This window comes from Sphingomonas sp. ABOLE, assembly GCF_003950455.1.
Taxonomy (GTDB): Bacteria; Pseudomonadota; Alphaproteobacteria; order Sphingomonadales; family Sphingomonadaceae; genus Sphingomonas; species Sphingomonas trueperi.
On record NZ_QQWY01000042.1, the window covers coordinates 17325 to 40184 of the forward strand.

29 protein-coding genes are annotated in these 22860 nt (G+C 67.3%); 16 read left to right on the forward strand and 13 right to left on the reverse strand.

Features of this window, described 5'->3' with window-relative positions; translation table 11 throughout:
- Positions 1-6: 6 nt before the first annotated feature.
- The 4 genes from CA234_RS19850 to hisI all read right to left on the reverse strand — a co-directional run bounded on the left by CA234_RS19850 (position 7) and on the right by hisI (position 1776).
- Positions 7-435 (reverse strand): MerR family DNA-binding transcriptional regulator, encoded by a 429-nt coding sequence (locus tag CA234_RS19850; protein ID WP_125977085.1) that lies wholly within the window; start codon positions 433-435, stop codon positions 7-9.
- Between the two features lie 45 nt (positions 436-480).
- Positions 481-849, reverse strand: coding sequence for a hypothetical protein (locus tag CA234_RS19855; RefSeq protein ID WP_126002579.1), 369 nt, complete (start codon positions 847-849; stop codon positions 481-483).
- Positions 850-919: 70 nt separating this feature from the next.
- The gene (locus CA234_RS19860; RefSeq protein WP_125977087.1) at positions 920-1417 is read right to left on the reverse strand and encodes a hypothetical protein; all 498 of its coding nucleotides are present in this window, start codon (positions 1415-1417) and stop codon (positions 920-922) included.
- Positions 1414-1776, reverse strand: a complete 363-nt coding sequence (gene hisI, locus CA234_RS19865) for a phosphoribosyl-AMP cyclohydrolase (protein WP_126002580.1) — start codon at positions 1774-1776, stop codon at positions 1414-1416. Before hisI ends, CA234_RS19860 begins: the two co-directional genes overlap by 4 nt.
- Before the next feature lie 99 nt (positions 1777-1875).
- On the opposite strand from hisI, the gene CA234_RS19870 reads away from it, so the two are divergent.
- On the forward strand, positions 1876-2976 hold the full coding sequence (locus CA234_RS19870; protein WP_126002581.1) for a hypothetical protein: 1101 nt from the start codon (positions 1876-1878) through the stop codon (positions 2974-2976).
- Positions 2977-2979: 3 nt separating this feature from the next.
- Here the strand turns inward: CA234_RS19870 and CA234_RS19875 are convergent, their stop codons facing one another.
- Positions 2980-3228, reverse strand: a complete 249-nt coding sequence (locus tag CA234_RS19875) for a Rho termination factor N-terminal domain-containing protein (RefSeq protein WP_126002582.1) — start codon at positions 3226-3228, stop codon at positions 2980-2982.
- Between the two features lie 132 nt (positions 3229-3360).
- Here CA234_RS19875 and purF point away from each other — a divergent pair, with 132 nt between their 5' ends.
- Positions 3361-4824: an amidophosphoribosyltransferase gene (gene purF, locus CA234_RS19880; protein ID WP_125977091.1), complete on the forward strand. Its 1464-nt coding sequence runs from the start codon at positions 3361-3363 to the stop codon at positions 4822-4824.
- 4 nt (positions 4825-4828) lie between these two features.
- Positions 4829-5539: an SDR family NAD(P)-dependent oxidoreductase gene (locus tag CA234_RS19885; protein WP_126002583.1), complete on the forward strand. Its 711-nt coding sequence runs from the start codon at positions 4829-4831 to the stop codon at positions 5537-5539.
- Positions 5540-5549: 10 nt separating this feature from the next.
- Here the strand turns inward: CA234_RS19885 and CA234_RS19890 are convergent, their stop codons facing one another.
- Both CA234_RS19890 and CA234_RS19895 read right to left on the reverse strand, forming a co-directional pair.
- Positions 5550-6035, reverse strand: a complete 486-nt coding sequence (locus tag CA234_RS19890) for an EF-hand domain-containing protein (RefSeq protein WP_126002584.1) — start codon at positions 6033-6035, stop codon at positions 5550-5552.
- Positions 6036-6092: 57 nt separating this feature from the next.
- A complete protein-coding gene (locus tag CA234_RS19895) occupies positions 6093-6773 on the reverse strand; it encodes a squalene/phytoene synthase family protein (RefSeq protein ID WP_241213597.1) in 681 nt (226 codons plus the stop codon).
- 75 nt (positions 6774-6848) lie between these two features.
- Here CA234_RS19895 and CA234_RS19900 point away from each other — a divergent pair, with 75 nt between their 5' ends.
- The 3 genes from CA234_RS19900 to CA234_RS19910 are packed head-to-tail and all read left to right on the forward strand — an operon-like array spanning position 6849 to position 10089.
- Positions 6849-8786 carry a TadE/TadG family type IV pilus assembly protein gene (locus CA234_RS19900; RefSeq protein ID WP_126002585.1) on the forward strand — a complete coding sequence of 646 codons (1938 nt, stop codon included), beginning with the start codon at positions 6849-6851 and terminating at the stop codon, positions 8784-8786.
- Complete coding sequence (locus CA234_RS19905; RefSeq protein WP_126002586.1) at positions 8783-9358, forward strand: TadE/TadG family type IV pilus assembly protein; 576 nt, start codon at positions 8783-8785, stop codon at positions 9356-9358. Before CA234_RS19900 ends, CA234_RS19905 begins: the two co-directional genes overlap by 4 nt.
- Positions 9349-10089 (forward strand): pilus assembly protein, encoded by a 741-nt coding sequence (locus tag CA234_RS19910; RefSeq protein WP_241213598.1) that lies wholly within the window; start codon positions 9349-9351, stop codon positions 10087-10089. Before CA234_RS19905 ends, CA234_RS19910 begins: the two co-directional genes overlap by 10 nt.
- A 60-nt stretch (positions 10090-10149) precedes the next feature.
- Here CA234_RS19910 and CA234_RS19915 read toward each other — a convergent pair whose 3' ends face one another.
- From CA234_RS19915 to eno, 4 genes are all read right to left on the reverse strand, one after another.
- Positions 10150-11538 carry a pyruvate dehydrogenase complex E1 component subunit beta gene (locus tag CA234_RS19915; protein ID WP_126002587.1) on the reverse strand — a complete coding sequence of 463 codons (1389 nt, stop codon included), beginning with the start codon at positions 11536-11538 and terminating at the stop codon, positions 10150-10152.
- 1 nt (position 11539) lies between these two features.
- The gene (pdhA, locus tag CA234_RS19920) at positions 11540-12589 is read right to left on the reverse strand and encodes a pyruvate dehydrogenase (acetyl-transferring) E1 component subunit alpha (protein ID WP_019367919.1); all 1050 of its coding nucleotides are present in this window, start codon (positions 12587-12589) and stop codon (positions 11540-11542) included.
- Between the two features lie 146 nt (positions 12590-12735).
- Positions 12736-13056 (reverse strand): septum formation initiator family protein, encoded by a 321-nt coding sequence (locus CA234_RS19925; RefSeq protein ID WP_084583452.1) that lies wholly within the window; start codon positions 13054-13056, stop codon positions 12736-12738.
- A 57-nt stretch (positions 13057-13113) separates the two neighbouring features.
- Positions 13114-14394 carry a phosphopyruvate hydratase gene (gene eno / locus CA234_RS19930; RefSeq protein ID WP_126002588.1) on the reverse strand — a complete coding sequence of 427 codons (1281 nt, stop codon included), beginning with the start codon at positions 14392-14394 and terminating at the stop codon, positions 13114-13116.
- Positions 14395-14508: 114 nt separating this feature from the next.
- Between eno and CA234_RS19935 the strand changes: the two genes are divergently transcribed.
- The 5 genes from CA234_RS19935 to CA234_RS19955 all read left to right on the forward strand — a co-directional run bounded on the left by CA234_RS19935 (position 14509) and on the right by CA234_RS19955 (position 16424).
- Positions 14509-15123: a hypothetical protein gene (locus CA234_RS19935; RefSeq protein WP_125977098.1), complete on the forward strand. Its 615-nt coding sequence runs from the start codon at positions 14509-14511 to the stop codon at positions 15121-15123.
- A gap of 18 nt (positions 15124-15141) precedes the next feature.
- Positions 15142-15483, forward strand: a complete 342-nt coding sequence (locus CA234_RS19940; protein WP_126002589.1) for a phage holin family protein — start codon at positions 15142-15144, stop codon at positions 15481-15483.
- Positions 15480-15809, forward strand: coding sequence for a DUF3618 domain-containing protein (locus CA234_RS19945; protein WP_126002590.1), 330 nt, complete (start codon positions 15480-15482; stop codon positions 15807-15809). Before CA234_RS19940 ends, CA234_RS19945 begins: the two co-directional genes overlap by 4 nt.
- 4 nt (positions 15810-15813) lie before the next feature.
- The gene (locus CA234_RS19950; RefSeq protein WP_126002591.1) at positions 15814-16119 is read left to right on the forward strand and encodes a hypothetical protein; all 306 of its coding nucleotides are present in this window, start codon (positions 15814-15816) and stop codon (positions 16117-16119) included.
- Between the two features lie 77 nt (positions 16120-16196).
- Positions 16197-16424 (forward strand): DUF4170 domain-containing protein, encoded by a 228-nt coding sequence (locus CA234_RS19955; protein WP_093295174.1) that lies wholly within the window; start codon positions 16197-16199, stop codon positions 16422-16424.
- A gap of 182 nt (positions 16425-16606) precedes the next feature.
- Here the strand turns inward: CA234_RS19955 and CA234_RS19960 are convergent, their stop codons facing one another.
- Positions 16607-16987, reverse strand: a complete 381-nt coding sequence (locus tag CA234_RS19960; protein ID WP_241213599.1) for a hypothetical protein — start codon at positions 16985-16987, stop codon at positions 16607-16609.
- Between the two features lie 68 nt (positions 16988-17055).
- Positions 17056-18657, reverse strand: a complete 1602-nt coding sequence (locus CA234_RS19965; protein WP_126002593.1) for a phosphoenolpyruvate carboxykinase — start codon at positions 18655-18657, stop codon at positions 17056-17058.
- 207 nt (positions 18658-18864) lie between these two features.
- On the opposite strand from CA234_RS19965, the gene CA234_RS19970 reads away from it, so the two are divergent.
- Genes CA234_RS19970 through CA234_RS19990 form a run of 5 tightly spaced genes read left to right on the forward strand, consistent with a single transcriptional unit; the run spans position 18865 to position 22764 of the window.
- Positions 18865-19575 carry a response regulator transcription factor gene (locus CA234_RS19970; protein WP_125977105.1) on the forward strand — a complete coding sequence of 237 codons (711 nt, stop codon included), beginning with the start codon at positions 18865-18867 and terminating at the stop codon, positions 19573-19575.
- On the forward strand, positions 19568-21118 hold the full coding sequence (locus CA234_RS19975; protein WP_241213600.1) for a stimulus-sensing domain-containing protein: 1551 nt from the start codon (positions 19568-19570) through the stop codon (positions 21116-21118). The genes CA234_RS19970 and CA234_RS19975 overlap by 8 nt, the downstream gene beginning before the upstream one ends.
- A 38-nt stretch (positions 21119-21156) precedes the next feature.
- Positions 21157-22089, forward strand: a complete 933-nt coding sequence (gene rapZ, locus CA234_RS19980) for an RNase adapter RapZ (protein WP_125977111.1) — start codon at positions 21157-21159, stop codon at positions 22087-22089.
- A gap of 1 nt (position 22090) precedes the next feature.
- A complete protein-coding gene (locus tag CA234_RS19985) occupies positions 22091-22495 on the forward strand; it encodes a PTS sugar transporter subunit IIA (protein ID WP_064312096.1) in 405 nt (134 codons plus the stop codon).
- Entirely contained in the window at positions 22492-22764 is a 273-nt protein-coding gene (locus CA234_RS19990; protein ID WP_125977107.1) for an HPr family phosphocarrier protein, read from the forward strand. The genes CA234_RS19985 and CA234_RS19990 overlap by 4 nt, the downstream gene beginning before the upstream one ends.
- Positions 22765-22860: the final 96 nt, after the last annotated feature.

The window sequence follows — 22860 nt, forward strand, 5'->3', positions numbered from 1 at the left end:
TTGTTCTTAATGTTCGTTGTCTTTGCTTCTGATCAGGTCGACGAACTGCGCCAGTTCGGCGATATGCGCGTCGATGTCGCGCTTCTGCGCTTCGAGATGGCGGATACGGTCCATGCACCGCTCCAGCGTCACCTGGCGCTGGACCCGCCGGCCGTCGCCGAGATCGTAGAGATCGATCATCTCCTTGATCTCGCCCAGACTGAACCCCACCCGCTTGCCGCGCAGGATCCAGGCGAGCCGGGCGCGGTCGCGATGCGTGTAGATGCGCTGGGTACCGCGCCGCTCTGGCGCGATCAGCCCCTCGTCCTCGTAGAAGCGCAGCGCGCGGGGGGTCACCCCGAACTCGGCGCACAGGTCGGAAATGGAAAAGGCGTCGCGGTCGGGACGCGGTTCGATCGGCGCCAGGGCCTCGATCGGAGCGGCAGCAGCGGTCATGCCGCCTTTGTAGTTTACCCTTACGTGAACGTCAAGCGGCGCGCGCTAGTTCTTGGGCGGCTTGGCATCGCCGTCGAAGCGGGCGCGGACGATGTCCTCGTGGAGCAGGATGGCGCGGGTCTCGAGCTCGGCGACCTCGCTCTGGGTGAGCCCGCCACGGGCGAGCCGCTCGGCGATGTTGCCGTTGACGACATCCGCGCGCCCGAGCCGACGCGCTTCGCCACGGGTCAGCTGGCCGCTACGCGCGCCGGCGCGGATCTCGCTGCGCGCCGACCGCGCCTGCGCCGGGACATGGATCCCGCGTCCGGCGAAACTGCCGCCGACGCTGGAGGGTACCGGGCCGCCCCAGATCTGGGCGGAGGCAGGGAAGGCAGCTACCAGGCAGGCGGCGCTCGCAAGGACCAGAACACGCATCGGCTCTCTCCCATGGCTGCCGGTCGGCCTCGGCAGCCCTTGGGGAGGGTATCATATGCAAACGCCGCGTCTACTCCCCGCAGAGCGCATGGCCTTCGGTGTCGCGCATCGCCTGCGCCTCGGGCGCCGATTCGCCCAGCCGCGCGAACTGGGCACCCGCAAGGGCCGCTCGCCCGGTGCACCACTGCGCGCACGCCTTGGGCAACGCACCCGGTAACGCGAGGTGATCGCCGTCAAAGCGCGCGGTAAAGCGGCAGCCGCCGTCAGGTCCGAGGGCCAGCACCAGCCCCTCCCCGTCGCGGCGGATCGATCCGGTCGCGCGGCAGCCATTGCCCTCGCCATAATCGATGACGATGCCGATCCGGTGCGCCGTGCCGGCCGGCACGATGCAGAGCCGATCGGGCCCGCGCGCATAGGCGCCGGCGATGCTCACGTCCTTGGGATCGCGTACGAGACCGCGCTGGATCGCGGCATTCTCCAGATCGACCGCGGTACCCGAAGACGGCGCAGGGGCAGGCCCACCGCACGCGGCGAGCCCGAGCAGCAACGCCAGCCCCGCCCGCTTCATGCGTCGCGCACCAGCGCTCCGTTCTCGATCCGGCGATAGAAGCAACTGGGTGCCCCCGTGTGGCAGGCGGGGCCGTGCGGCTCGACGCGCAGCCACAGCGCGTCCTGGTCGCAATCGATCCGCGCCTCGACGACGTGGAGCAAATGCCCCGACGTCTCGCCCTTGGTCCAGAGCCGGCCGCGGCTGCGCGACCAGAAGGTGGCCTTGCCGGTCGCCAGCGTCACCGCCAGCGCCTCGGCATTCATATGCGCGAGCATCAGCACCTCGCCGGTGGTGGCATGGGTGGCAACGGCGGTGATCAGGCCGTTGGCGTCATATTTCGGGTCGAGCGTGGCGCCCGTTTCGCGGATGTCGGTCACGCGCGCGCTGTAGCGGGGTTCGGGCGCAGCGTCATCCCTCGCATGTCCGCACGCAGCGGTTTAGAGGCGCAGGCGTCCTGCGCTCCAACGGAGAAGATCGTGATCCTGTATGCCCTGGCCCCGCTCGTGCTCGCGGCGGCTCCCGTTCCGGCGCAGACCGGCCCCAGCTTCGCCTGCGCGACGGCCGCGACGCCGACGGAGAAGGCGATCTGCGCCGATCCGAAGCTCGGCGCGCTCGATCGCGAAATGGCGCAGCTGTTCGGGATCGCCAAGGAAAGTGCGCTCGGCAGCGGCCCCTCCAGCCAGCTTGCCGCCCAGCGCGCTGCCTTGCAGGAGATGCGCGCCTGCAAGCCGCCGCTCGCCCCCTGCCTGCTGGACCGCTACGCCATTCGCAACCAGGAACTGGCGATCGCGGCACTTCTCAAGGCGCCCGCCATCGCGCTCGCCGTACTCCGCCGCGGCGACCCGGCCTTCGCGCCGATCCTCGAGGCAGTGCAGCTCTGGTCGGAAGCACCGGTCGACGCCAACTGGTCCGCGCCCGAACGCGCACAGCGCCGCACCCGCATCGCCGCGTTGCTCAGGCCCTATTTCAACGGACTCCAGACCAAGCCGGACCAATCCTTCGGCAATTCGATCCTGCGCGAGCCCGGCACCGACGGCGTCACGGTGAAGACGATTGACGACCTGTTCCGCTCGGATCGCCATTTCGCCGCCTTCCTCAACGTGCTCGGCCCCTATCTCGACGAGCCGAAGATTTCGGGCGCGCCGCGCACCCTGCCCTGCGCCGCGATCGTCCGGCACCCGAAGCTCCTCGACGCCACCGGCCCGATATTCGGATCGACGATGGACAATTTCATCTTCCGCAACGACTGCAGTGACACCCTGCCGCCGCTGCCGTCGCTCGGCGCGCTCCAGACCGAGCTGTTCCGCGGCTGGCCCGACTGCGAGGGCACCATCCGCTACATGGCATACAGCAGCTTCAGCCGCGACGTGGATGCAGCGCGGCTGGGGCTGGTCGATCCGGGCAAAGCCACGCCGCTGCCCGCGCGCAAGGGCGTGACCAAGGCGGATCTGGACGGCGTCGAACGCGACCTCTCCGCCTATTACGCCACCTACTTGCACCGTGCCCCTGTAGCTGCGGCGAGGATGGCTCGCAGCGCGCTGTTCCGGCTGATGACCGACGCCCACCAGTGCGAGTAAGGTTCAGTGCTTGCGGATCGCCTTGACGAGGTCGTCCTTGTCCATCTTCGATCGCCCGTCGATGCCGATCTCCTTGGCTTCGTCGTACAGCTCGGCCTTGCTGCGATCCTCCAGCCTGCCGCCGCCCGAATCGAGGCTGCCATTGGCCTGCGCATTGGCGATGCGCGCTGCTTTCTCCTTCGAAGCGCCCTCGTCGCGCAGCTTCTCGTAGAGGTCGTCGTTCTTGATCTGCGAACCGTGGTTCTTGGCCATGATCGCTCTCCTTTCTCAGGGGGTTAACCTGCAAAAAGGGTAAACGGTCCTTTTCCCTGTTACAGACCGGAGACAAAGCGGGAGGAAGCGCTTATATGCCCGCCCATCGTCCCCGTTCCCCCCCGAGGGCCAATGCTTACCACACACCCGTTCGATGACGACAAGCTGCGCGAAGAGTGCGGCGTATTCGGCGTTTCCAACAGCGAAGGCGCGGCCGCGATGGTCGCGCTGGGGCTGCATGCGCTCCAGCACCGCGGCCAGGAGGCGGCCGGGATAACCAGCTGGGACGGCCATCAGTTCCATACGCACCGCGCGATGGGCCATGTCGCGGGCAATTTCGATCGCGACGACGTGATCCGGTCGCTCCCCGGCACCACCGCCTGCGGCCATGTCCGCTACGCGACGACCGGCGGCTCGGCGATCCGCAACGTCCAGCCGCTTTATGCCGAGCTGGCCAGCGGCGGCTTCGCGGTGGCGCACAACGGCAACATCTCGAACGCGATGCGGCTGCGGCGCGATCTCGTCCGGCGCGGCGCGATCTTCCAGTCGACCTCGGATACCGAGGTGATCATCCACCTCGTCGCCACCTCGCAGTACCGCACGCTGATCGACCGGTTCATCGATGCGCTCAAGCAGGTCGAGGGCGCCTATTCGTTGATCGTCATGACGCCCGAGGGCATGATCGCCTGCCGCGATCCGCTCGGCATCCGCCCGCTGGTGATGGGCCGCCAGGGCGATTCGGTGGTCTTCGCCTCCGAGACCGTCGCGCTCGACGTGTGCGACGCGCAATATGTCCGCGACGTCGAGCCGGGCGAACTGGTAATCGTCAAGGCCAATGGCGAGATGACCAGCCACAAGCCCTTCGCGCCCCAGGCGCCGCGGCCGTGCATCTTCGAATATGTCTATTTCTCGCGCCCCGATTCGATCAGCGACAATCGCTCGGTCTATTCGGTGCGCAAGGCGATCGGCGCGCAACTGGCGATCGAATCGCCGGTCGAGGCCGATCTCGTCGTGCCGGTGCCCGATTCGGGCGTGCCGGCGGCGATCGGCTATGCCCAGCAGTCGGGCATTCCGTTCGAGCTGGGCATCATCCGCTCGCACTATGTCGGCCGCACCTTCATCCAGCCGGGCGACAAGGTCCGCCACCTCGGCGTCAAGCTGAAGCACAACGCCAATCGCGAGCTGATCGCGGGCAAGCGCATCGTGCTGATCGACGATTCGATCGTGCGCGGCACCACCAGCCTCAAGATCGTCCAGATGATGCACGATGCCGGCGCGAAGGAAGTGCACATGCGCATCGCCTCGCCGCCGACCCGCCATAGCTGCTTCTACGGCGTCGACACGCCCGAGCGCGCCAAGCTGCTCGCCGCCAAGATGGACGTGGGCGGGATGACCGACTTCATCCATGCCGACAGCCTCGCCTTCGTCTCGATCGACGGCCTGTACAAGGCGCTGGGCGAGGCCCGCCGCGCCGACATCCATCCCAAATATTGCGACGCCTGCTTCACCGGCGACTATCCGACGACGCTGACCGACCAGGACGAGCTGGCCCCGCCACCGGACCAGCTGGCGCTGCTCGCCGAGAAGGTCGGCTGAGCCGGTGGGCGACGGTCCGCTGGCGGGACAGACCGCCCTCGTCACCGGCGCCAGCCGCGGCATCGGCGCAGCGACGGCGATCGCGCTGGGCAAGGCGGGCGCGCATGTCATCCTCACCGCCCGTACCGCGGGCGGGCTGGAGGAAGTGGAGGACGCAATCTTCCAGGCCGGCGGCAGCGCGACGATCGCGCCGCTCGACCTTGCCGAGCATGACGCGATCGGCCGGCTGGCCGGTGCGATCGGCGAGCGCTGGCCGACGCTCGACATGCTGGTGCTCAACGCCGGCATGCTTGGCACGCTGAGCGCGGTGAACGCGATCGACTTTGCCGAATTCACCAAGGTGCTGGCGCTCAACGTCAGCGCGCAGGGCGCGATGCTGGCGGCGTTCGACCCGATGCTGCGCAAGGCGCCGGGTGCGCGGGTGCTGGGCGTCACCTCCAGCGTCGCGCGCACCCCGCGCGCCTATTGGGGCGTCTATGGCGCCTCCAAGGCGGCGTTCGAGAACCTGCTGCTCAGCTATGGGCACGAGCTGGAGAATGTCAGCCAGGTCCGGGTCGGCATCGTCGATCCCGGCGCCACCCGCACCAAGATGCGCGCGCGCGCCTTCCCGGGCGAGGACCCGGCGACGGTGAAGGCGCCCGAAGTCGTCGCCGAGCGGATCGTCGCGCTGATGGCCGGCGGGTTCGAGCGCGGCCATTTCGAGCGGGTCGGCTGAGCCGCTAGTTCTACTCCTCGCCGTCCTTGGCGGCGGGGCTTGGTGCCGGCGCGGGCTTGCCACAGGCGCAGCGGGCGCTTGCCGGCTTTCGCGTCGGGGCGGTGGTCGCGAACTCGACGCGGGTGAGCGCGCCCGACTTGTCGGCGTCCGCACCGGTGAACTTGGCGATCGCCTTGACCGACCATTCCTCGAAGCTCAGCCTGCCGTCGCCATTGACGTCGAGCCTGGCGAACGCCTTGTGCCGGTTCGCGAAATACTCGTCGCGGGTGACCGCATCGTTGCGGTCCTTGTCATAGCGATCGAAGCGCTTCTGCTCGCGGGTCTTGGCATCGGCCTCGGGCGCGGCATCAGGGAGCGGGGTGGTCGTGCCCGCAGCGGCCGGCGCTGGCTGCAGAACCGCTGCGAGCGGCCCCCGCCCCGGCGCGTGCTGGAACAGCAGAAACCCTCCGAACGCCAGCAACAGCGCCGCACCGGCGCCCACCGCATATCGCCACATGCCAAGCCTCCCCCGAGGAAGGTGCAGCCTACACCTTCAAGGGGATGCAGCCAAGACCTAGCGGCCGCTGAGCCGATGCCAGAGCAGCCGCGCGACTCGCTTGGGCGCGCCGATCGGCAGCGGGGCATCGACGGGCAGATCGAGGTCCATCCGCGCGCGGTGCGCCATGGCGCCGAGCGCGCGGGCATTGCGGCTCCAGCGCTGGCCCAGCGCTTCGGCGAGCTTCGGCGCGGCGAGGCTGCGAGCGGCATCGGCCTCCACGCCGTCGCCGAGATGGCGGGCGAGATCGGCCAGCGCCCAGCCCTCGCCTCCCTGCGCCAGCGGATCGCCCGCGGCGCCGAGCGCGGTGCCGGCCGCGACGAACAGGCTCCCCCGCCCCGCTGCATAGCGGGCGAGCGCCAGGCCATCGAGCGCCTCCTCCTCGACCAGCACTTCCCAGCCATGGACGATCGTTACCAACGACGCGCCGGACACGCCGCGTGGCAGCACCTCGGCGGCAAGGCTCCGCAGCACGGGCTCGGCGGGCGGCGGCGCGGTGTCGAGCTTGGCCAGCGCCTCGCGCCACCAGGCGAGCCGCAGCTGGCCGACCGCGGGCTGGCTGGTGGTGCGCAGCAGCTGCGCCAGCGCCTCGTCCAGCGCCAGCAACGCGGCGAGCGCGGGGCGCCCGGTGACGGGCGCATAGGACAGGATCAGCACCCGTTCAGGGTCTTCGGGGGGCATGTTTAGCGAAGCGTTCACCCCTTCCCTCTATGGCGGGAGGATCGGCGACGGAAGAGCGAAGGCTCCCGCGCCCAGGGGTTTCGATCGATCGCCATGCGCAGAACGGTTCTCGAGCGGTTTCAGCGGTACCTCTCCGGGACGGTCCCGAAGGGCGGGCTGCTCGCGCGCCTGCGCCGTAATGTCGCCGGCAACACGCTGGCGATCATGGCGATCGCGCTGATCCCCTTGCTGTTCATCGCCGGCTCGGCGGTCGACACCGCGCGGCTCTACATGGTCAAGAACCGGCTCCAGCAGGCCTGCGACGCTGGTGCGCTCGCCGGGCGGCGGTTCATGGTGTCGAGCAGTTCGACGACGCTGGACAGCGCGGCGACGACACAGGCCAACGCCTTCTTCTCCAACAACTTCAAGCTCGGGCTGTTCGGCACCAAGGCGGTGACGTTCACCCCGTCCAAGACCAGCGAGAACCAGGTCGCCGGCACCGCCACCGCGACCGTACCGATGACGCTCACCGGCATGATGGGCTTCCGGGACCAGGCACTGACGGTTACCTGCGAGGCGCGCTACGATGTCGCGGATACCGACATCATGTTCGTGCTGGATACGACGGGCTCGATGGCGTGCACGACCGCCGACGGCACCGCCGGATGCAGCCAGCCGGTGTACAGCTATGTGCGCCCGGCGCCGGACGGCACGACCGGCTACGCCGTGACGGAAAAGCCCGGATCGAAGATCTCGGGTTTGCGCCAGGCCGTGCTGAACTTCTACGACACCCTAGCCGCCGCGGTCGATCCGGCAACGCATCTGCGCTACGGCTTCGTCACCTATACGTCGACGGTTAACGCCGGCTATGCGGTCACGGCGCTGTCGCCAAGCTATCTCGTAGACAGCTGGACCTATAACAGCAGGACGCTCGCCGGTGATGCGAACAACGGTACTGCCACCACCAGCATCTATTCGAACAAGACGCAAAGCCAGTGCAACGCCTACGCCAACCGCAATCCTGCGTCAGGCTACACCGCGGCAGGCAGCGCCACGGTGACCAGCGTGAGCTGGAGCGCGAACACCAACGGCAACACCAGTTATGGTACCTGCACGGTAACCGCCCAGCCTGTAAAGCCGAACTGGCGCTACCAGAAGGTCACCTACGACACTAGCCAGTACAAGCTCGGCACCACGATAACCGATCCCTCTAAGATCAGTGGCGCGACCTCGCGTTGGCAGGGGTGTCTCGAAGAGCGGAGCACCACCGCGTCGAGCAGTTTCGACTATTCCAGCCTGCCGGCAGACCTGGACCCGGACCTCGTTCCTTCCAGCGATGCAACACGATGGCGGCCGATGTGGCCGGATGTCGTCTATTATCGCGGCGGCTATTCCAGCCTCACCTATTCGGGCAACAGCACCAATCCCTATGGGGATGGCACCAGCACCGCGACTCTCGACTATTATACCCCCCTGAACGCCTATCAGAACATTGCGTATGGCTGGGTATCCTGTGGAAAGCCGGTGCAGCGGCTGAGGGTGATGACGCGGACCGACGTCAGCAACTACGTCAATGCGCCCGATTTCGTGCCGCAGGGCGGCACCTATCACGATACCGGCATGATCTGGGGCACGCGGCTGCTCTCGCCGACGGGCCTGTTCGCCGCCGACACCAGCGCCTGGCCCGGTCGCAATCCGCCCAAGCGCTACATCGTGTTCATGACCGACGGCGACATGGCGCCCAACATGTGCCTGTACGGCATGTATGGCATCGAGAATTACGACCAGCGCGTCACCAATGTCGGCTATCAATCGAGTTGCTCGAGCAGCACCCAGCTCAACAACCATTATGCCCGCTTCCTCGCCGCCTGCGCCGCCGCCAAGGCGCGCAACATCTCGATCTTCGTCGTCGGCTTCGGGCAGACGCTGACCACCCAGCTCAGCCAATGCGCCACGCCCGGGCAGGCCTTCTACGCCGCCGACAACACGGCGCTCAACGCCGCCTTCCAGACGATCGCCAAGCGCGTCGCGATGCTGCGGGTCAGCAAATGACCCGCCCCCTCGCCTCCGACGAGCGCGGCGCGACGCTGGTCGAATTCGCCATCCTGCTGCCGGTGCTGCTCGGGCTGCTGATGGGGCTGATGGACCTGTGCTATCAGGCCTATGTCCAGGCGGTGCTGGAAGGCGCGGTGCAGAAGGCGGCGCGCGATTCCACCATCGAAGCGGCCAATACCACCACCATCGACAACCGGGTGATCGCCGCGGTCCGCCAGGTCGCCGGCAAGGCGACCGTCACCCCCAGCCGACTGTTCTATTCGAGCTTCTCGGTGATCAAGCCCGAGGACTTTGTCGACGGCAACGGCAACAACAAATATGATTTCGGCGAGTGCTTCACCGACATCAACGGCAACGGCCAGTGGGACATGGATCCGGGCCGCGCGGGCCAGGGCGGCGCCAGCGATGTCACCATCTACAAGGTGACGGCGACCTATACGCGGCTCTTCCCCGTCGCGCGGCTGATCGGGCTGGGCAACCAGGTGGTGCTCACCGCAGCGACCCGCTTCAAGAACCAGCCCTACGGCACCCAGTCGATTCCGATGCCGCAGAAGATCTCGTGCTCCTGAGCGTGTGCCTGCTGCTCCGCCGGCTGATCGCCGACCGCTCGGGCGCCGCGCTGCTCGAATTCGCGCTCGGGCTGCCGATCGTGCTGACCGCCGGGCTCTGGGCAATCGAGCTGACCAACTATGCGATCACCAACCAGCGCCTCAGCCAGATCGCGCTGGCGCTGGCCGACAATGCCAGCCGCGTCGGCGAGTTCAAGGGGACCGGCTTCACCCAATTGCGCGAGGTCGACCTCAACGACGTGCTGCTCGCCGCCAAGCAGCAGGGTACCCCGCTCAATCTCACCGCCAATGGCCGTATCACGCTGTCCAGCCTCGAGAACAGCGGCGGTACCCAGCGCATCCACTGGCAGCGCTGCATCGGCGCGAAGAGCGGCCCCGCCTACGACTCGCACTATGGCAAGACGGTGAAGGCCGACGGCGTCACCTATGACCCGGACGCGGGCGTCAACACCGCCAGCTCGGGCGACAACAGCAGCCAGCACCCGGGCACGCTCGCCCCCAACGGCATGGGCGAGAACGGCGCGCAGGTGAGCGCGCCGATGGACTCCGGGGTGATGTTCGTCGAGATCAACTATCTCTACACGCCGCTGGTCGGCAAAGGCTGGTTCACGAGCACCAAGACGATGCGCTACGTCGCCTCGTTCGTCGTTCGCGACAATCGCGACTATGGCCAGGTCTACAACCCCGCGCCGACCGCGAACCGCTCGACCTGCGATCGCTACGGCGCCTGACGAAAAAGGCCCGCCCGACGGACTGTCGGACGGGCCTGTTTTCTGCTCGAGCGCAGAAGATCAGCGATAGGTGACCTTCTTGACGACCGCGACGGCCTTGTCGGCAGTCACCATCGCGAGCTTCTCGAGGTTCGCCGCGTAGGGCAGCGGCACGTCCTCGTTGGTCACGCGCAGCACCGGCGCGTCGAGATCGTCGAAGCCCTCTTCCATCACGAACGCGGCAATTTCCGACGCGATCGAGCAGACCGGCCAGCCTTCCTCGACCACCACGATGCGGTTGGTCTTCTTCAGGCTTTCCAGCACGGTCTGCTTGTCGAGCGGACGCAGCGTGCGCAGGTCGATCACCTCGGCGTCGACGCCCTCGGCCGCCAGCTTCTCGGCAGCTTCCAGCGCCACGCCCACGCCGATCGAGTAGCTGACCAGCGTGACGTCCTTGCCCTCGCGCACGATCCGCGCCTTGCCGATCGGCAGGACGTAATCGTCGAGCTTCGGCACGTCGAAGCTGCGGCCGTACATCAGCTCGTTCTCGAGGAACACGACCGGATCCTGGCTGCGGATCGCCGCCTTGAGCAGGCCCTTGGCATCGGCCGAGTCATAGGGCGCGATCACGATCAGGCCGGGAACGCTGGCATACCAGGGCGCATAGTTCTGGCTGTGCTGCGCGCCGACGCGGCTCGCCGAGCCGTTCGGACCGCGGAACACGATCGGGCAGCGCATCTGGCCGCCGGACATGTAGTTGGTCTTCGCCGCCGAGTTGATGATGTGGTCGATCGCCTGCATGGCGAAGTTGAACGTCATGAACTCGATGATCGGCTTCAGGCCGCCCATCGCCGCACCGGTGCCGACGCCGGCGAAGCCGTACTCGGTGATCGGCGTGTCGATGACGCGCTTGGGGCCGAATTCGTCGAGCAGGCCCTGGGTCACCTTGTAGGCGCCCTGATACTCGGCGACTTCCTCGCCCATCACGAAGATGCGCGGATCGGCGCGCATTTCCTCCGCCATCGCGTCGCGCAGTGCTTCGCGGACGGTGGTCTTCACCATCTCGGTGCCGGCGGGCACGGCGGGATCGGCCGGACGGGTCTTCTCGACGGCAGCGGTCAGCTGCGCGGTGCCGGTTTCGGGTGCCTTGTCGGCAGCCGGTTCCGGGGTCGGCTCGGTCTGCTGGCTGGCCGGGGTCGGGGCTGCGGCGGCCGAAGAGGCATCCTCGCCCTCGCCCGCGATCATCGCGATCACGGTGCCGACCTTCACGTTATCCGTGCCTTCGGCGACCAGGATCTTGGCGATCGTGCCTTCGTCAACGGCTTCGAATTCCATCGTCGCCTTGTCGGTCTCGATCTCGGCGAGGATGTCGCCGGACTTCACGACATCGCCTTCCTTGACGAGCCACTTGGCGAGCGTGCCCTCTTCCATGGTCGGCGAGAGTGCCGGCATCTTGAGTTCGATCGCCATCTCAGTAGGTCTCCACCAGCACGTCGGTATAGAGTTCGGCCGGATCGGGCTCCGGCGTCTGTTCGGCGAAGTCCGCCGATTCGTTCACGATCTTGCGGATCTCGGCCTCGAGCGGCTTCAGCTGCTCTTCGGTGACGCCCATCGTCTCGAGCTCGCGCTTCACCGCCTCGATCGGGTCCGACTTGTCACGGACCGACTGGACTTCCTCGCGGCTGCGATACTTGGCCGGATCGGACATCGAGTGGCCGCGATAGCGATAGGTCTTCATCTCGAGGATGATCGGGCCCTTGCCGGCGCGCACCCAGGCTAGCGCTTCCTCGGCCGCACCGCGGCAGGCGAGCACGTCCATGCCGTCCACCTGGATGCCGGGGATGCGGAAGCTCTCGCCGCGCTTGTACAGCTGGTCTTCGGCCGAGGAGCGGTTGACGCTGGTGCCCATGGCGTACTGGTTGTTCTCGATCACGTAGATGATCGGGAGCTTCCACAGCTCAGCCATGTTGAACGATTCGTACACCTGGCCCTGGTTCGCGGCGCCGTCGCCGAAATAGGCCATGGCGACGCCGCCATCCTCGTTATACTTGTGCGCGAAGGCGAGGCCCGTGCCGAGCGAGACCTGCGCGCCGACGATGCCGTGGCCGCCGTAGAACTTCTTCTCGGTCGAGAACATGTGCATCGAGCCGCCCTTGCCGCGCGAGATACCCGCGCCGCGGCCGGTCAGCTCGGCCATGATCACCTTGGGGTCGATGCCGTAGGCAAGCATGTGGCCATGGTCGCGATAGCCGGTGATCACCGAATCCTTCTCGCCGTCCAGCGCCGACTGCAGGCCCACCGCAACGGCCTCCTGGCCGATGTAGAGGTGGCAGAAGCCGCCGATGAAGCCGAGGCCATAGAGCTGGCCCGCCTTCTCTTCGAAGCGGCGGATCAGCAGCATCTGGCGATAGAATTCGAGCAGCTGTTCCTTCGAGGCCTTGAACCGTTCCGGTTCGCTGGGCCGCTCGCGATTCGGTACGGCGGGTGGGGTCGGTGCGTTGCGTGCCGGTGCTTTGGCCACGATCAGATATTCCTCATCCGGGGAGGGGAAAGGCGGGTGCCTATACGCGCGTTCGTGCAAAGCTTGCAACCAACGCGCGGGTTCGGCCCACGTTCATCCGCACTAAGACGCGAAGCCGTGCCTGGCAACAGGTGCCGCTACGGCGATCACTTCTTGTCGAGCGGGATGATCACTTCGTCGGGGCGGACGACGTTGAGCTGCTTGCGGGCAAGCTCGTCGACCATGTCGGGATCGGCGCCGTGCTTCGGATCGAGCAGGTCGACTCGATTCTTGAGCTCGGCACGTTTCTTGTCGAGCACCGCATATTCGCGCTGCTTGGCGGCAAGCTCGTGCTGCACTTCCTTGGCGGCGACGATCCCGTTAGGCCCCAGAACCGCGTTATAGGCAAAGAAGCCGATGGCGATCAGCGCCGCGGCGGGAAGCCCCGCGCGGCGCAGCAGCGTGGACATGGGCGAAGCGCGCTTCATACCCGTGTTTTTCGCTGATCGATCGGCGCTTAGCAAGATCGCGGTTCCTACCTAGGTTCAGGCGCGGCGAAGCACCGAACGGCCGGCATAGACCGCCGCGTCGCCCAGCTCTTCCTCGATGCGGATCAGCTGGTTGTACTTGGCGAGCCGGTCCGAGCGCGCAAGGCTGCCGGTCTTGATCTGGCCGCAGTTGGTGGCGACCGCGAGATCGGCGATCGTCGCGTCCTCGGTCTCGCCCGAACGGTGCGACATGACCGCGGTGTAGGACGAGCGCTGGGCGAGGCTGACGGCTTCCAGAGTCTCGGTCAGCGTGCCGATCTGGTTGACCTTCACCAGCAGCGAGTTGGCATAGCCGCCCTCGATGCCGCGCTGCAGGCGCTGCGGGTTGGTCACGAACAGGTCGTCGCCGACCAGCTGGACCTTGTGCCCAAGCAGCTCGGTCAGCGCCTTCCAGCCTTCCCAATCATCCTCGGCCATGCCGTCCTCGATCGAGAAGATCGGATAGTCGGCGGCGAGCTTCGCCAGGAACTCGGCATTCTCGATCGAGCTGAGCGTCTTGCCCTCGCCCACCATCTTGTAGGCGCCGTCCTTGAAATATTCGGTGGCGGCGCAGTCGAGCGCGAGCATTACGTCGTCGCCGGGCTTGTAGCCGGCGGCTTCGATGCTGGTCATGATGAAGTCGAGCGCTTCGGTGGTCGAGGCGATGTTCGGCGCGAAGCCGCCCTCGTCGCCCACGCCGGTCGCCAGGCCCTTCTCGTGCAGCTTCTTCTTGAGCGTGTGGAAGATTTCCGAACCGCAGCGCACCGCCTCGACGATGTTCTCGGCGCCGACCGGCACGATCATGAATTCCTGGAAGTCGATCGGATTGTCGGCATGCTCGCCGCCGTTGATGATGTTCATCATCGGCACCGGCAGGACGTGCGCGTTGACGCCGCCGACATAGCGATAGAGCGGCAGCCCGCGCGCATCGGCCGCAGCCTTGGCGGCGGCGAGGCTGACGCCGAGGATCGCGTTGGCGCCCAGGCGGCCCTTGTTGGCGGTGCCGTCGAGCTCGATCATGGTGCGGTCGAGATCGGCCTGGTCTTCGGCGTCGAGGCCGAGAACCGCCTCGGCAATCTCACCGTTCACCGCATCGACGGCGCCCTCGACGCCCTTGCCGAGCCAGCGGGACTTGTCGCCGTCGCGCTTTTCCACGGCCTCATGGGCACCGGTGGAGGCGCCCGAGGGCACGGCGGCGCGGCCGAAGCTGCCATCGTCCAGCAGGACATCCACTTCCACCGTGGGGTTTCCACGGCTGTCGAGAATCTGGCGGGCGTGGACGTCGATGATTGCGGTCACGTGATGGTCTCCGTACCATGTCAGGATTGAGGCGCGCGGTGCCTCTAGCGGTTCGCAAGGGAACTCGCAAACGGGGCCGTTGTTGTTTCGACGCGACATGGAGGGTTTTTAATCATGGCAGACGAAACGGCCAACATTGCGGGCGATCCGCTCGCAGGCAACATGGGTGAGACCGGCGCGGCAAGCGGCGGCACCGAGGGCGGCAGCGGCGCCGAAGGCAGCAGCTTCACGCGCAACGCCACCGACACGATTCGCGAGGAAGCCGCCAAATATGCCGATCAGGCCAAGGAGCACATCCTGGGCTTCGCCGGCACCGGCAAGGACCGCGCGACCAGCGCGCTCGACGAAGTCGCCGAAATGATGCGGACGGCTGCGGGCGATGTCGACGCCAAGCTCGGCTCGCAGTACGGCCAGTACGCCCGCACTGCGGCGGACGGCATCGCGGGCTTCGCGGACTCGCTGCGCGGCAAGGACGTCAACGAGCTGCTCGACGAGGCGACCGAGTTCGTCAAGAAAAGCCCGGCGATCGCGGTCGGCACCGCAGCGGCGCTCGGCTTCGTGCTGGCGCGCGTGATCAAGTCGGGCATCGAGGCCTCGGGCACGACCCCGACGGACACCGACACCACGGCCGCCCCGACGGGCAACACGCCGTCGACCGAGGATCTCAAGGTCGAGCCTGCCGGCTTTGGCAGCGGTCCGTCGGCATCGCCCGGCACCACCCAGAGCTAAGGACGGGCAGCACAGGGCATGGACGCCCCCCGAATGGAAGACGCCGGCATCGGTGAGCTGATCGGCCAGCTCACCGAAGACGCCAAGGATTATGCCCGCGCCGAGGTCGACTATGTCAAGGCGGTCGCCCAAGCCAAGGTGGCCGAGGTCAAGGGCGCGGCAATCGCCGCCGTCCTCGCCCTCGCGCTCGCCATGGCGGCGGCGATCGGGCTGATCGTCGGCGCGATCCTGACGCTGGCGACGTTGGTCGGACCCGGCTGGGCGACGTTGATCGTCGTCGGCATCAGCCTCGTGATTGCGGCCCTGCTCGGCTGGGCGGCGGCGCGCGGCATCCGCAAGGCGTTGGGAGCGCAGGCATGACTTTACCCCGCGATCCCGACGCCGCGCGGGCACGCGCCCGCGCCGCCCGCGACAAGCTGATGGCGACGGTCGGCACCGTCCAGGAACGGCTGAAGCCGCGCAATATCGCGCACGAGGCGATGGAGAACGCCAGGCACAGCGTTAGCACCATCGCGCGCGAGGGCACCGAGGCGGTCCGCGAACGGCCGTGGCTGGCTGCGGCGGTGACGAGCGGCATCGGCCTGGTGCTCGCGCGCGGCTGGATCATCGACATTTTCCGCAAGGGCAAAGACGAAACCGCCGGCCCCAAAAAGGGTTCGGCATCACAAGACAGCACAGAAGGATGACGCCATGAGCACCGAAACCGAAACCGGATCACGCCTCACCGAAAACCCCGCGCTGCTGCTCGCCGGCGGCGTCGCGGTCGGCGTGGTGATCGGCATGCTGCTGCCGCGCTTCGATCGCGAGAGGGCGGCCCTCGAGCCGCTGGGCCGCAAGCTTGCCGACGGCGCCGCCGCCGCGGTCCAGGCCGCCAAGGACAGCGGCCGCGAGCAGATCGAGTCGCTGATCCCGAACAGCGACGCCACCAAGGAACGCGTCTCGGCGCTGTTCGGCACGGTGATCGACGCCGCCAAGGACGCGACCGCCAAGCGCTGAGCAGCCTATAAGGGGGTTGAGTGCAATGCTGCAGTGCCGGTAAGGGCTGCAGCATCCCCCCACCCCCAGGAGGCGCAATGAGCAAGCTTCACCTGGTCTTCGGCGGCCGCGTTGCCGATCCGACGACCCTCGATTTCGTCGACCCCTCGAAGCTCGACGTGGTCGGTATCTTCCCCGATTATGCGAGCGCCGAAAAGGCGTGGCGCGCCGCGGCGCAGCGCACTGTCGATGATGCCGAGATGCGCTATGTGGTGGTGCACCTCCACCGCCTGCTCGATCCGGATGTCGAGGCCGGCAAGGCCTGAACAGGGCCGCGACGCGCACTCTCGCAGGAGTTCGCGCTCGCCAACAGCACAATCCTCGTCATCCCCGCGAAGGCGGGGATCCATTGGCGCCGGTTTTTCGGCTCCTGCTGCAACGCACAGGCGAATGGATCCCCGCCTTCGCGGGGATGACGGTGGTTTTTGCTGATATTTAAGTCTACCCTTTACGGCAGCGGTGCCAGGTCCGGCTCCACGAAGCCGCGCCGCGCCGGCACCGAGAACAGCCGCTCCCGGCTGTAGAACCGCAGCGGCCAGTCGCGTCTCCCCATTGGTGATGCCAGCAGCCCGTTCACCCGTGCCAGTAGATCGGCTTCGGGCACCTCGGCCAGATACAGCCGGACCCCGGCGACATAGGCGCGCGTGATCGTCTCGTGATAGCCGCCATGATCGTCGTTGATGCCCCCGACACTTTCGTTGAAGCGCCGGATGATCCCGCCGATCTCGGTATCCACATCGACATCTGGCCGCGCGCTCAGCAGATAGCAGCACGCCGCGAGATGCGCCTCATGCGTCCAATCGTCGCGCGGGAGCGTGCAGGCAAGCAACCCCTCCCCGATTCGGACGATCGCTGCGGCGCTGGGGAAGCACCGCGGCGGAAGGTTGGCGGCATCGCTCAGGCGAGTGCCTTTGCTTTTGGTGCAGCCGCGCGGACGCCGGCTTCGACATGGTCCTCGAACTGCGCAAAATTCTCCACGAACTGGTCGACCAGCTGCTCGGCGGTCGCGTCATAGTCGGCTTTGTCGGGCCAGGTTTCGCGCGGGTCGAGGATCGCCGCGTCCACCCCCGGCACCGCCACCGGTACCTCGAAGCCGAAATACGGATCGACGCGGAACGCGGCCGCGTTGAGGCTGCCGTCGAGCGCGGCGTTGAGCAGCGCCCGCGTCGCCTTGATCGGCATGCGGTGGCCCACGCCGTACTTGCCGCCGGTCCAGCCGGTATTGACCAGCCAGCAGGCGACATTGCCCTCCGCGATCCGCTTCTTGAGCAAATTGCCATAGACCGAGGGGTGCCGCGGCATGAACGGCGCGCCGAAGCAGGTGGAGAAGGTCGCCTCGGGCTCGGTCACCCCGATCTCGGTACCCGCCACCCGCGCGGTATAGCCCGAGAGGAAATGGTACATCGCCTGCTCGGGCGTCAGCCGCGCGATCGGCGGGAGCACGCCGTACGCATCGGCGGTGAGGAAGATCATGTTCTTCGGCACCGGCCCGAGATTGTCGGCCGAGGCATTGGGAATGAAGTCGATCGGATAGGAACCGCGGCTGTTCTCGGCGAGGGTCGCGTCGTCGAGGTCGAGCGTGCGCGTCACCGGATCCATCACCACATTTTCCAGCACCGTGCCGAAGCGCCTGGTGGTGGCGAAGATCTCGGGCTCGGCCTCGGGCGAGAGGCGGATCATCTTGGCGTAGCAGCCGCCCTCGAAGTTGAAGACCGCGGTGTCCGACCAGCCATGCTCGTCGTCGCCGATCAGCGTGCGGCTGGCATCGGCCGAAAGCGTCGTCTTGCCGGTGCCCGAGAGGCCGAAGAAGATCGCGGTGTCGCCCTCCGGTCCGATGTTGGCCGAGCAGTGCATCGGCATGATGCCCTGCTCCGGCAGCAGATAGTTGAGCAGGCCGAACACGCTCTTCTTCATCTCGCCGGCATAGGCGGTGCCGCCGATCAGGATCAGCCTATCGGTGAAGTTCACCGCGATCACCGTCTCGCTGCGGGTACCGTGGCGCGCGGGATCGGCGCGGAAGCTCGGCAGGTCGATGATCGTATATTCGGGGATGAAGTCCGCCAGCGCCTCCGGCTCAGGGCGCACCAGCATCGTGCGGATGAACAGATTGTGCCAGGCAAGCTCGTTGATTACCCGCACCTGCACGCGATGCTCGGGCTGCGAGCCGCCATAGAGGTCCTGCACGAACAGTTCGTCGCGCTTGCCCAGTTCGGCGAGGAAGTCCGCCTTGAGCGCGGCAAAATGCGCGGGCGTCATCGCCTGGTTGGTCTTGCCCCACCACACGCTGGTCTCGGTCTCGGCGTCGCGGACGATGAACTTGTCCCTGGCCGAGCGCCCGGTATATCTTCCCGTAGCAACCACCAGCGGACCTTCGGCGGCAAGGCTGCCTTCGCCGCGTTGGATCGCGTGCTCGACCAGCGGCGCGGTAATCAGGTTCCAGTGGAGCACTGCCGAGGTGGCAATCCCCTGCTCGCCAAGACCATGGCGCGACTGACGCATGTTCAAACCACCCTCCTCAACCATTGTCGCGCTATTTATATGACAAAGCAGATGATTGTTTTGCCGCGCAACTTTATTTCGAGTCGCCTCCTGACATGCCCCTGCCGAGGGGGTCAATCTGGGTAAGCGTTGTCGGTCGGTTGAGGCGGAAGAAACTTTGGTCTAACGGGTGTCGATGCTGATTTTGCGCCAGCCCCGGGTAGCCGGATGACCGCCACGATCGCGCTGGTCGATGACGACCGCAACATCCTCACCTCGGTGTCGATCGCGCTCCAGACCGAGGGTTTCCTGACCCGCGTCTATTCGGACGGCGAAAGCGCGCTGAAGGCGCTGATCGAGAACCCGCCCGAGCTGGCGGTGCTCGACATCAAGATGCCCAAGATGGACGGGCTCGAGCTGCTCCGCCGGCTGCGCGAGAAGAGCCAGATCCCGGTGATCTTCCTCACCAGCAAGGACGACGAGCTCGACGAGGCACTGGGCCTGGCGATGGGCGCGGACGATTATATCGCCAAGCCCTTCTCGCAGCGCCTGCTGATCGCCCGCATCCGCGCGATCCTGCGCCGTACCGAGCCGGCCCAGCCAGTGGCGGAAGGCGCGGCGCCCGCCGAGCCCGCCGAAGCACTGGAGCGCGGCCGCCTCAGCATGGATCCGGCGCGGCACAAGGTGACCTGGGGCGGCGTCAACGTCACGCTGACCGTCACCGAATTCCTGATCCTGGAGACGCTCGCCCAGCGCCCGGGCATCGTCAAGACGCGCAACCAGCTGATGGATGCCGCCTATCAGGACGACATCTATGTCGACGACCGCACGATCGACAGCCACATCAAGCGCGTCCGCCGCAAGTTCCGCCAGGTAGACCCGGCGTTCGACGCGATCGAGACGCTCTATGGCGCGGGCTATCGCTTCTCGGATGAATGACGAGCGCGACCTGGCGCTGCGATGGTCGGGCCGGGTCAGCCTCACGCCGCGGATCCTGGCGGTCAACATCTTCGCGCTGGCGCTGCTGTGCGGCGGCTTCTTCTATCTCGACAGCTATCGCAGCCGCATCGTCGACAGCCGCGTCGAGCAGACCAGCCGCGAGGTGCGACTGATCGCCCAGGCGCTGGCCTCCGCCACCGACAAGCGCCGCGACCTGCTGGTGCTGAGCCTCGCCCGCGACATGGGCACGCGCATCCGCCTCTACGATCCGCAGGGCAAGCTGCTCAGCGACAGCCGCGAGCTGGGCCTGCGCAACCTGGTGCTGCGCGATCCGGACAAGGATCCGGTGGGCCAGACCATCGCGCGGTTCCTCGACGCGGTAATCGACAAGGTTGCCGGTGCCGATCGCGCGCCGCTGTACCGGGAGCGACCGCGCGATGCCGGGCTCGACTGGCCCGACGTGAAGACGGCGCTGGAAACCCACGCTGCGGCGGCGTCGGTATGGCGCGCCCCCGATCGTACTCCGGTGATCACCGCCGCCGCGCCGATCACCGGCCTCGGCGTGGTGATGACTGCGTTCAACGCGCGCGACATCACCCAGACGGTGCGGCTGGAGCGCTACCGGCTGGGCGTGGTGCTCGGCATCGTCTCGCTGGTCTCGGTGCTGCTGTCGCTGTTCCTCGCCCGCACCATCGTCCGCCCGCTGCGGCGGCTGGCACTGGCGGCGATCCGCGTCCGTCTCGGCCGTGCGCGCGAAGTGGTGGTCCCCCGCCTGCCCGAACGCCGCGACGAGATCGGCATGCTCGCCCGCGCGCTCTCGGACATGAGCGGGGCGCTGCGCGCCCGCATCGATGCGACCGAAACCTTCGCCGCCGACGTCACCCATGAGCTGAAGAACCCCCTGGCCTCGCTGCGCTCCGCCGTGGAAGGGTTGTCGAACGTCAAGGACCCCGCGCTGCGCGACCAGCTGCTCGACATCGTTCGCGACGACGTCCACCGGCTCGACCGGCTGATCACCGACATCTCGGAAGCCTCGCGCATCGACGCCCAGCTCAGCCGCACCACCTTCGAGCCGTTCGACCTGGGCGACCTCATCGCCGCGCTGATCGGCCAGCGCGAGACCCGCGGCGTGCCCGAGGACATCCGGATCCGCTTCGATCGCCCCTATGGCGTCTCGATGGAGGTGATGGGTGATCCGACGCGGCTCGAGCGCGTGTTCGAGAACCTCATCGAAAACGCCTTGTCCTTCTCGCCCCCCGGCGGCCTGATCGCCATCTCCGCGCAGGAGGAAGACGACACGCTCGCCGTCTGGGTCGAGGACGAAGGCCCCGGTGTGCCCGAAGAAGCCCGCGAGGCGATCTTCCGCCGCTTCCATTCGGTCCGCCCCTCCAGCGAGGCGTTCGGCCAGCATTCGGGGCTCGGGCTTGCCATTGCCCGCACCATCGTCGAAGGCCATCAGGGAAGCATCATTGTGGAATCGCGGGAGGATCGATCGCAGGGCGCACGCTTCGTCGTTCGGCTGCCGCTGGCGGCCCGCGCATGAACAGGCCCGTCGATCCGACCGCGCGAAGCGAGAACAACATGCAACGGCGTCGCCCCAAACATATCCTGCTCGTCACCGGCATGTCGGGTGCCGGCAAGTCGACTGTGCTGCGCACGCTGGAGGATCTCGGCTGGGAGGTGGTCGACAACCTTCCCCTCCTTCTCCTCAACCGCCTGCTCGATACCGCGCCGGGCGCGGACGGCGGCGACGACGAGCGCCCGCTGGCGCTCGGCATCGGCACCCAGACGCGCGGCTTCGATGCCGAGAGCATCGTCCAGCGTATCAAGAAGCTGCGCGAGGACCAGGGCCTCGATGTCGGCACCCTCTTCCTCGAATGCACCGGCGCCGAGCTGATCCGCCGCTTCTCCGAGACCCGCCGCCGCCACCCGCTCGCGCAGGACCGCCCCGCCGAGGACGGCATCGCCCGCGAGCGCGAGCTGCTCGGCCCCCTGCGCCGCTGGGCCAACCGGCTGCTCGACACCACCGACATGAAGGCGAACCAGCTGTCGCAGGCGATCCGCCAGATCTTCTCGGCGGACGGCGGCAAGACCACCTTCAGCGTCACGTCCTTCGGCTTCTCGCGCGGCCTCCCCCGCGACGCCGACCTCGTCCTCGACATGCGCTTCCTGCGCAATCCGCACTGGGATGCCCAGCTTCGTCCCGGCACGGGACTCGACGCCGACGTCTCCGCCTATGTCGCCGCCGACCCCGCCTATGATGCGGCCATGGCGCAGATCGAGTCGCTGCTGCTACTGCTGCTCCCCCGCTACCAGGCGGAGGGGAAGGCCTATGTGACGATCGCGTTCGGCTGCACCGGCGGACGGCATCGCTCGGTCCATGTCGCCGAGCGGATGGCCGCCCGGTTGCGCGCCGAAGGATTTTCGCCCACGGTGACACACAGAGATTTGCAGACCGCGCCACAGGACTCCCTGGAGGGGGCGCCGGTGTCCATGGCTAGGGGCGGAGAATAGAATGATCGGGTTGGTGCTCGTGACGCACGGACGACTCGCCGAGGAGTTCGTCGTCGCGATGGAACATGTGGTGGGGAAACAGGAGCAGGTCGCCGCGATCTGCATCGGCCCCGAGGATGACATGGAGGGCCGCCGCGCCGACATCGCCAGCGCCATCGGCGCGGTCGATTCGGGCGAAGGCGTGATCGTGCTGAGCGACCTGTTCGGCGGCACCCCCTCCAATCTCGCCATCTCGCTGATGAAGGCGGGCAAGGTCGAGGTGATCGCCGGCATCAGCCTGCCGATGCTGATCCGCCTCGGCAGCGCCCGCAAGACCATGTCGGTCACCGACGCGGTGCTCGCCGCGCGCGACGCCGGCCGCAAGTATGTGACGGTCGCGTCGGAAATGCTGGGGCCGCCGCAATGAGCCGGGTGTCGCGCGAGGTGCTCATCGAGAACCGCCGCGGCCTCCACGCCCGCGCCAGCATGGCCTTCGTCACGCTCGCCAGCACCCAGCCCTGCGAGCTGACCGTCGAGAAGGACGGCAACAGCGCCGCCGGCACCTCGATCCTCGACCTGATGATGCTCGGCGCCGCCAAGGGCGACACGATCACGATCTGGGCCGAAGGCGACGGCGCCGAAGGCGCGGTGCAGGCGCTGGTCGCGCTGGTCGAGGCGCGGTTCAACGAGGAATAGGCCTCCGCCCCTGCGCCCCCCTCCCGCTCGCGGGAGGGGTCGGGGGAGGGACTGACGTGGAAGAGGCGCTGCACCGTTCCAGCCCCTCCCCTAGCC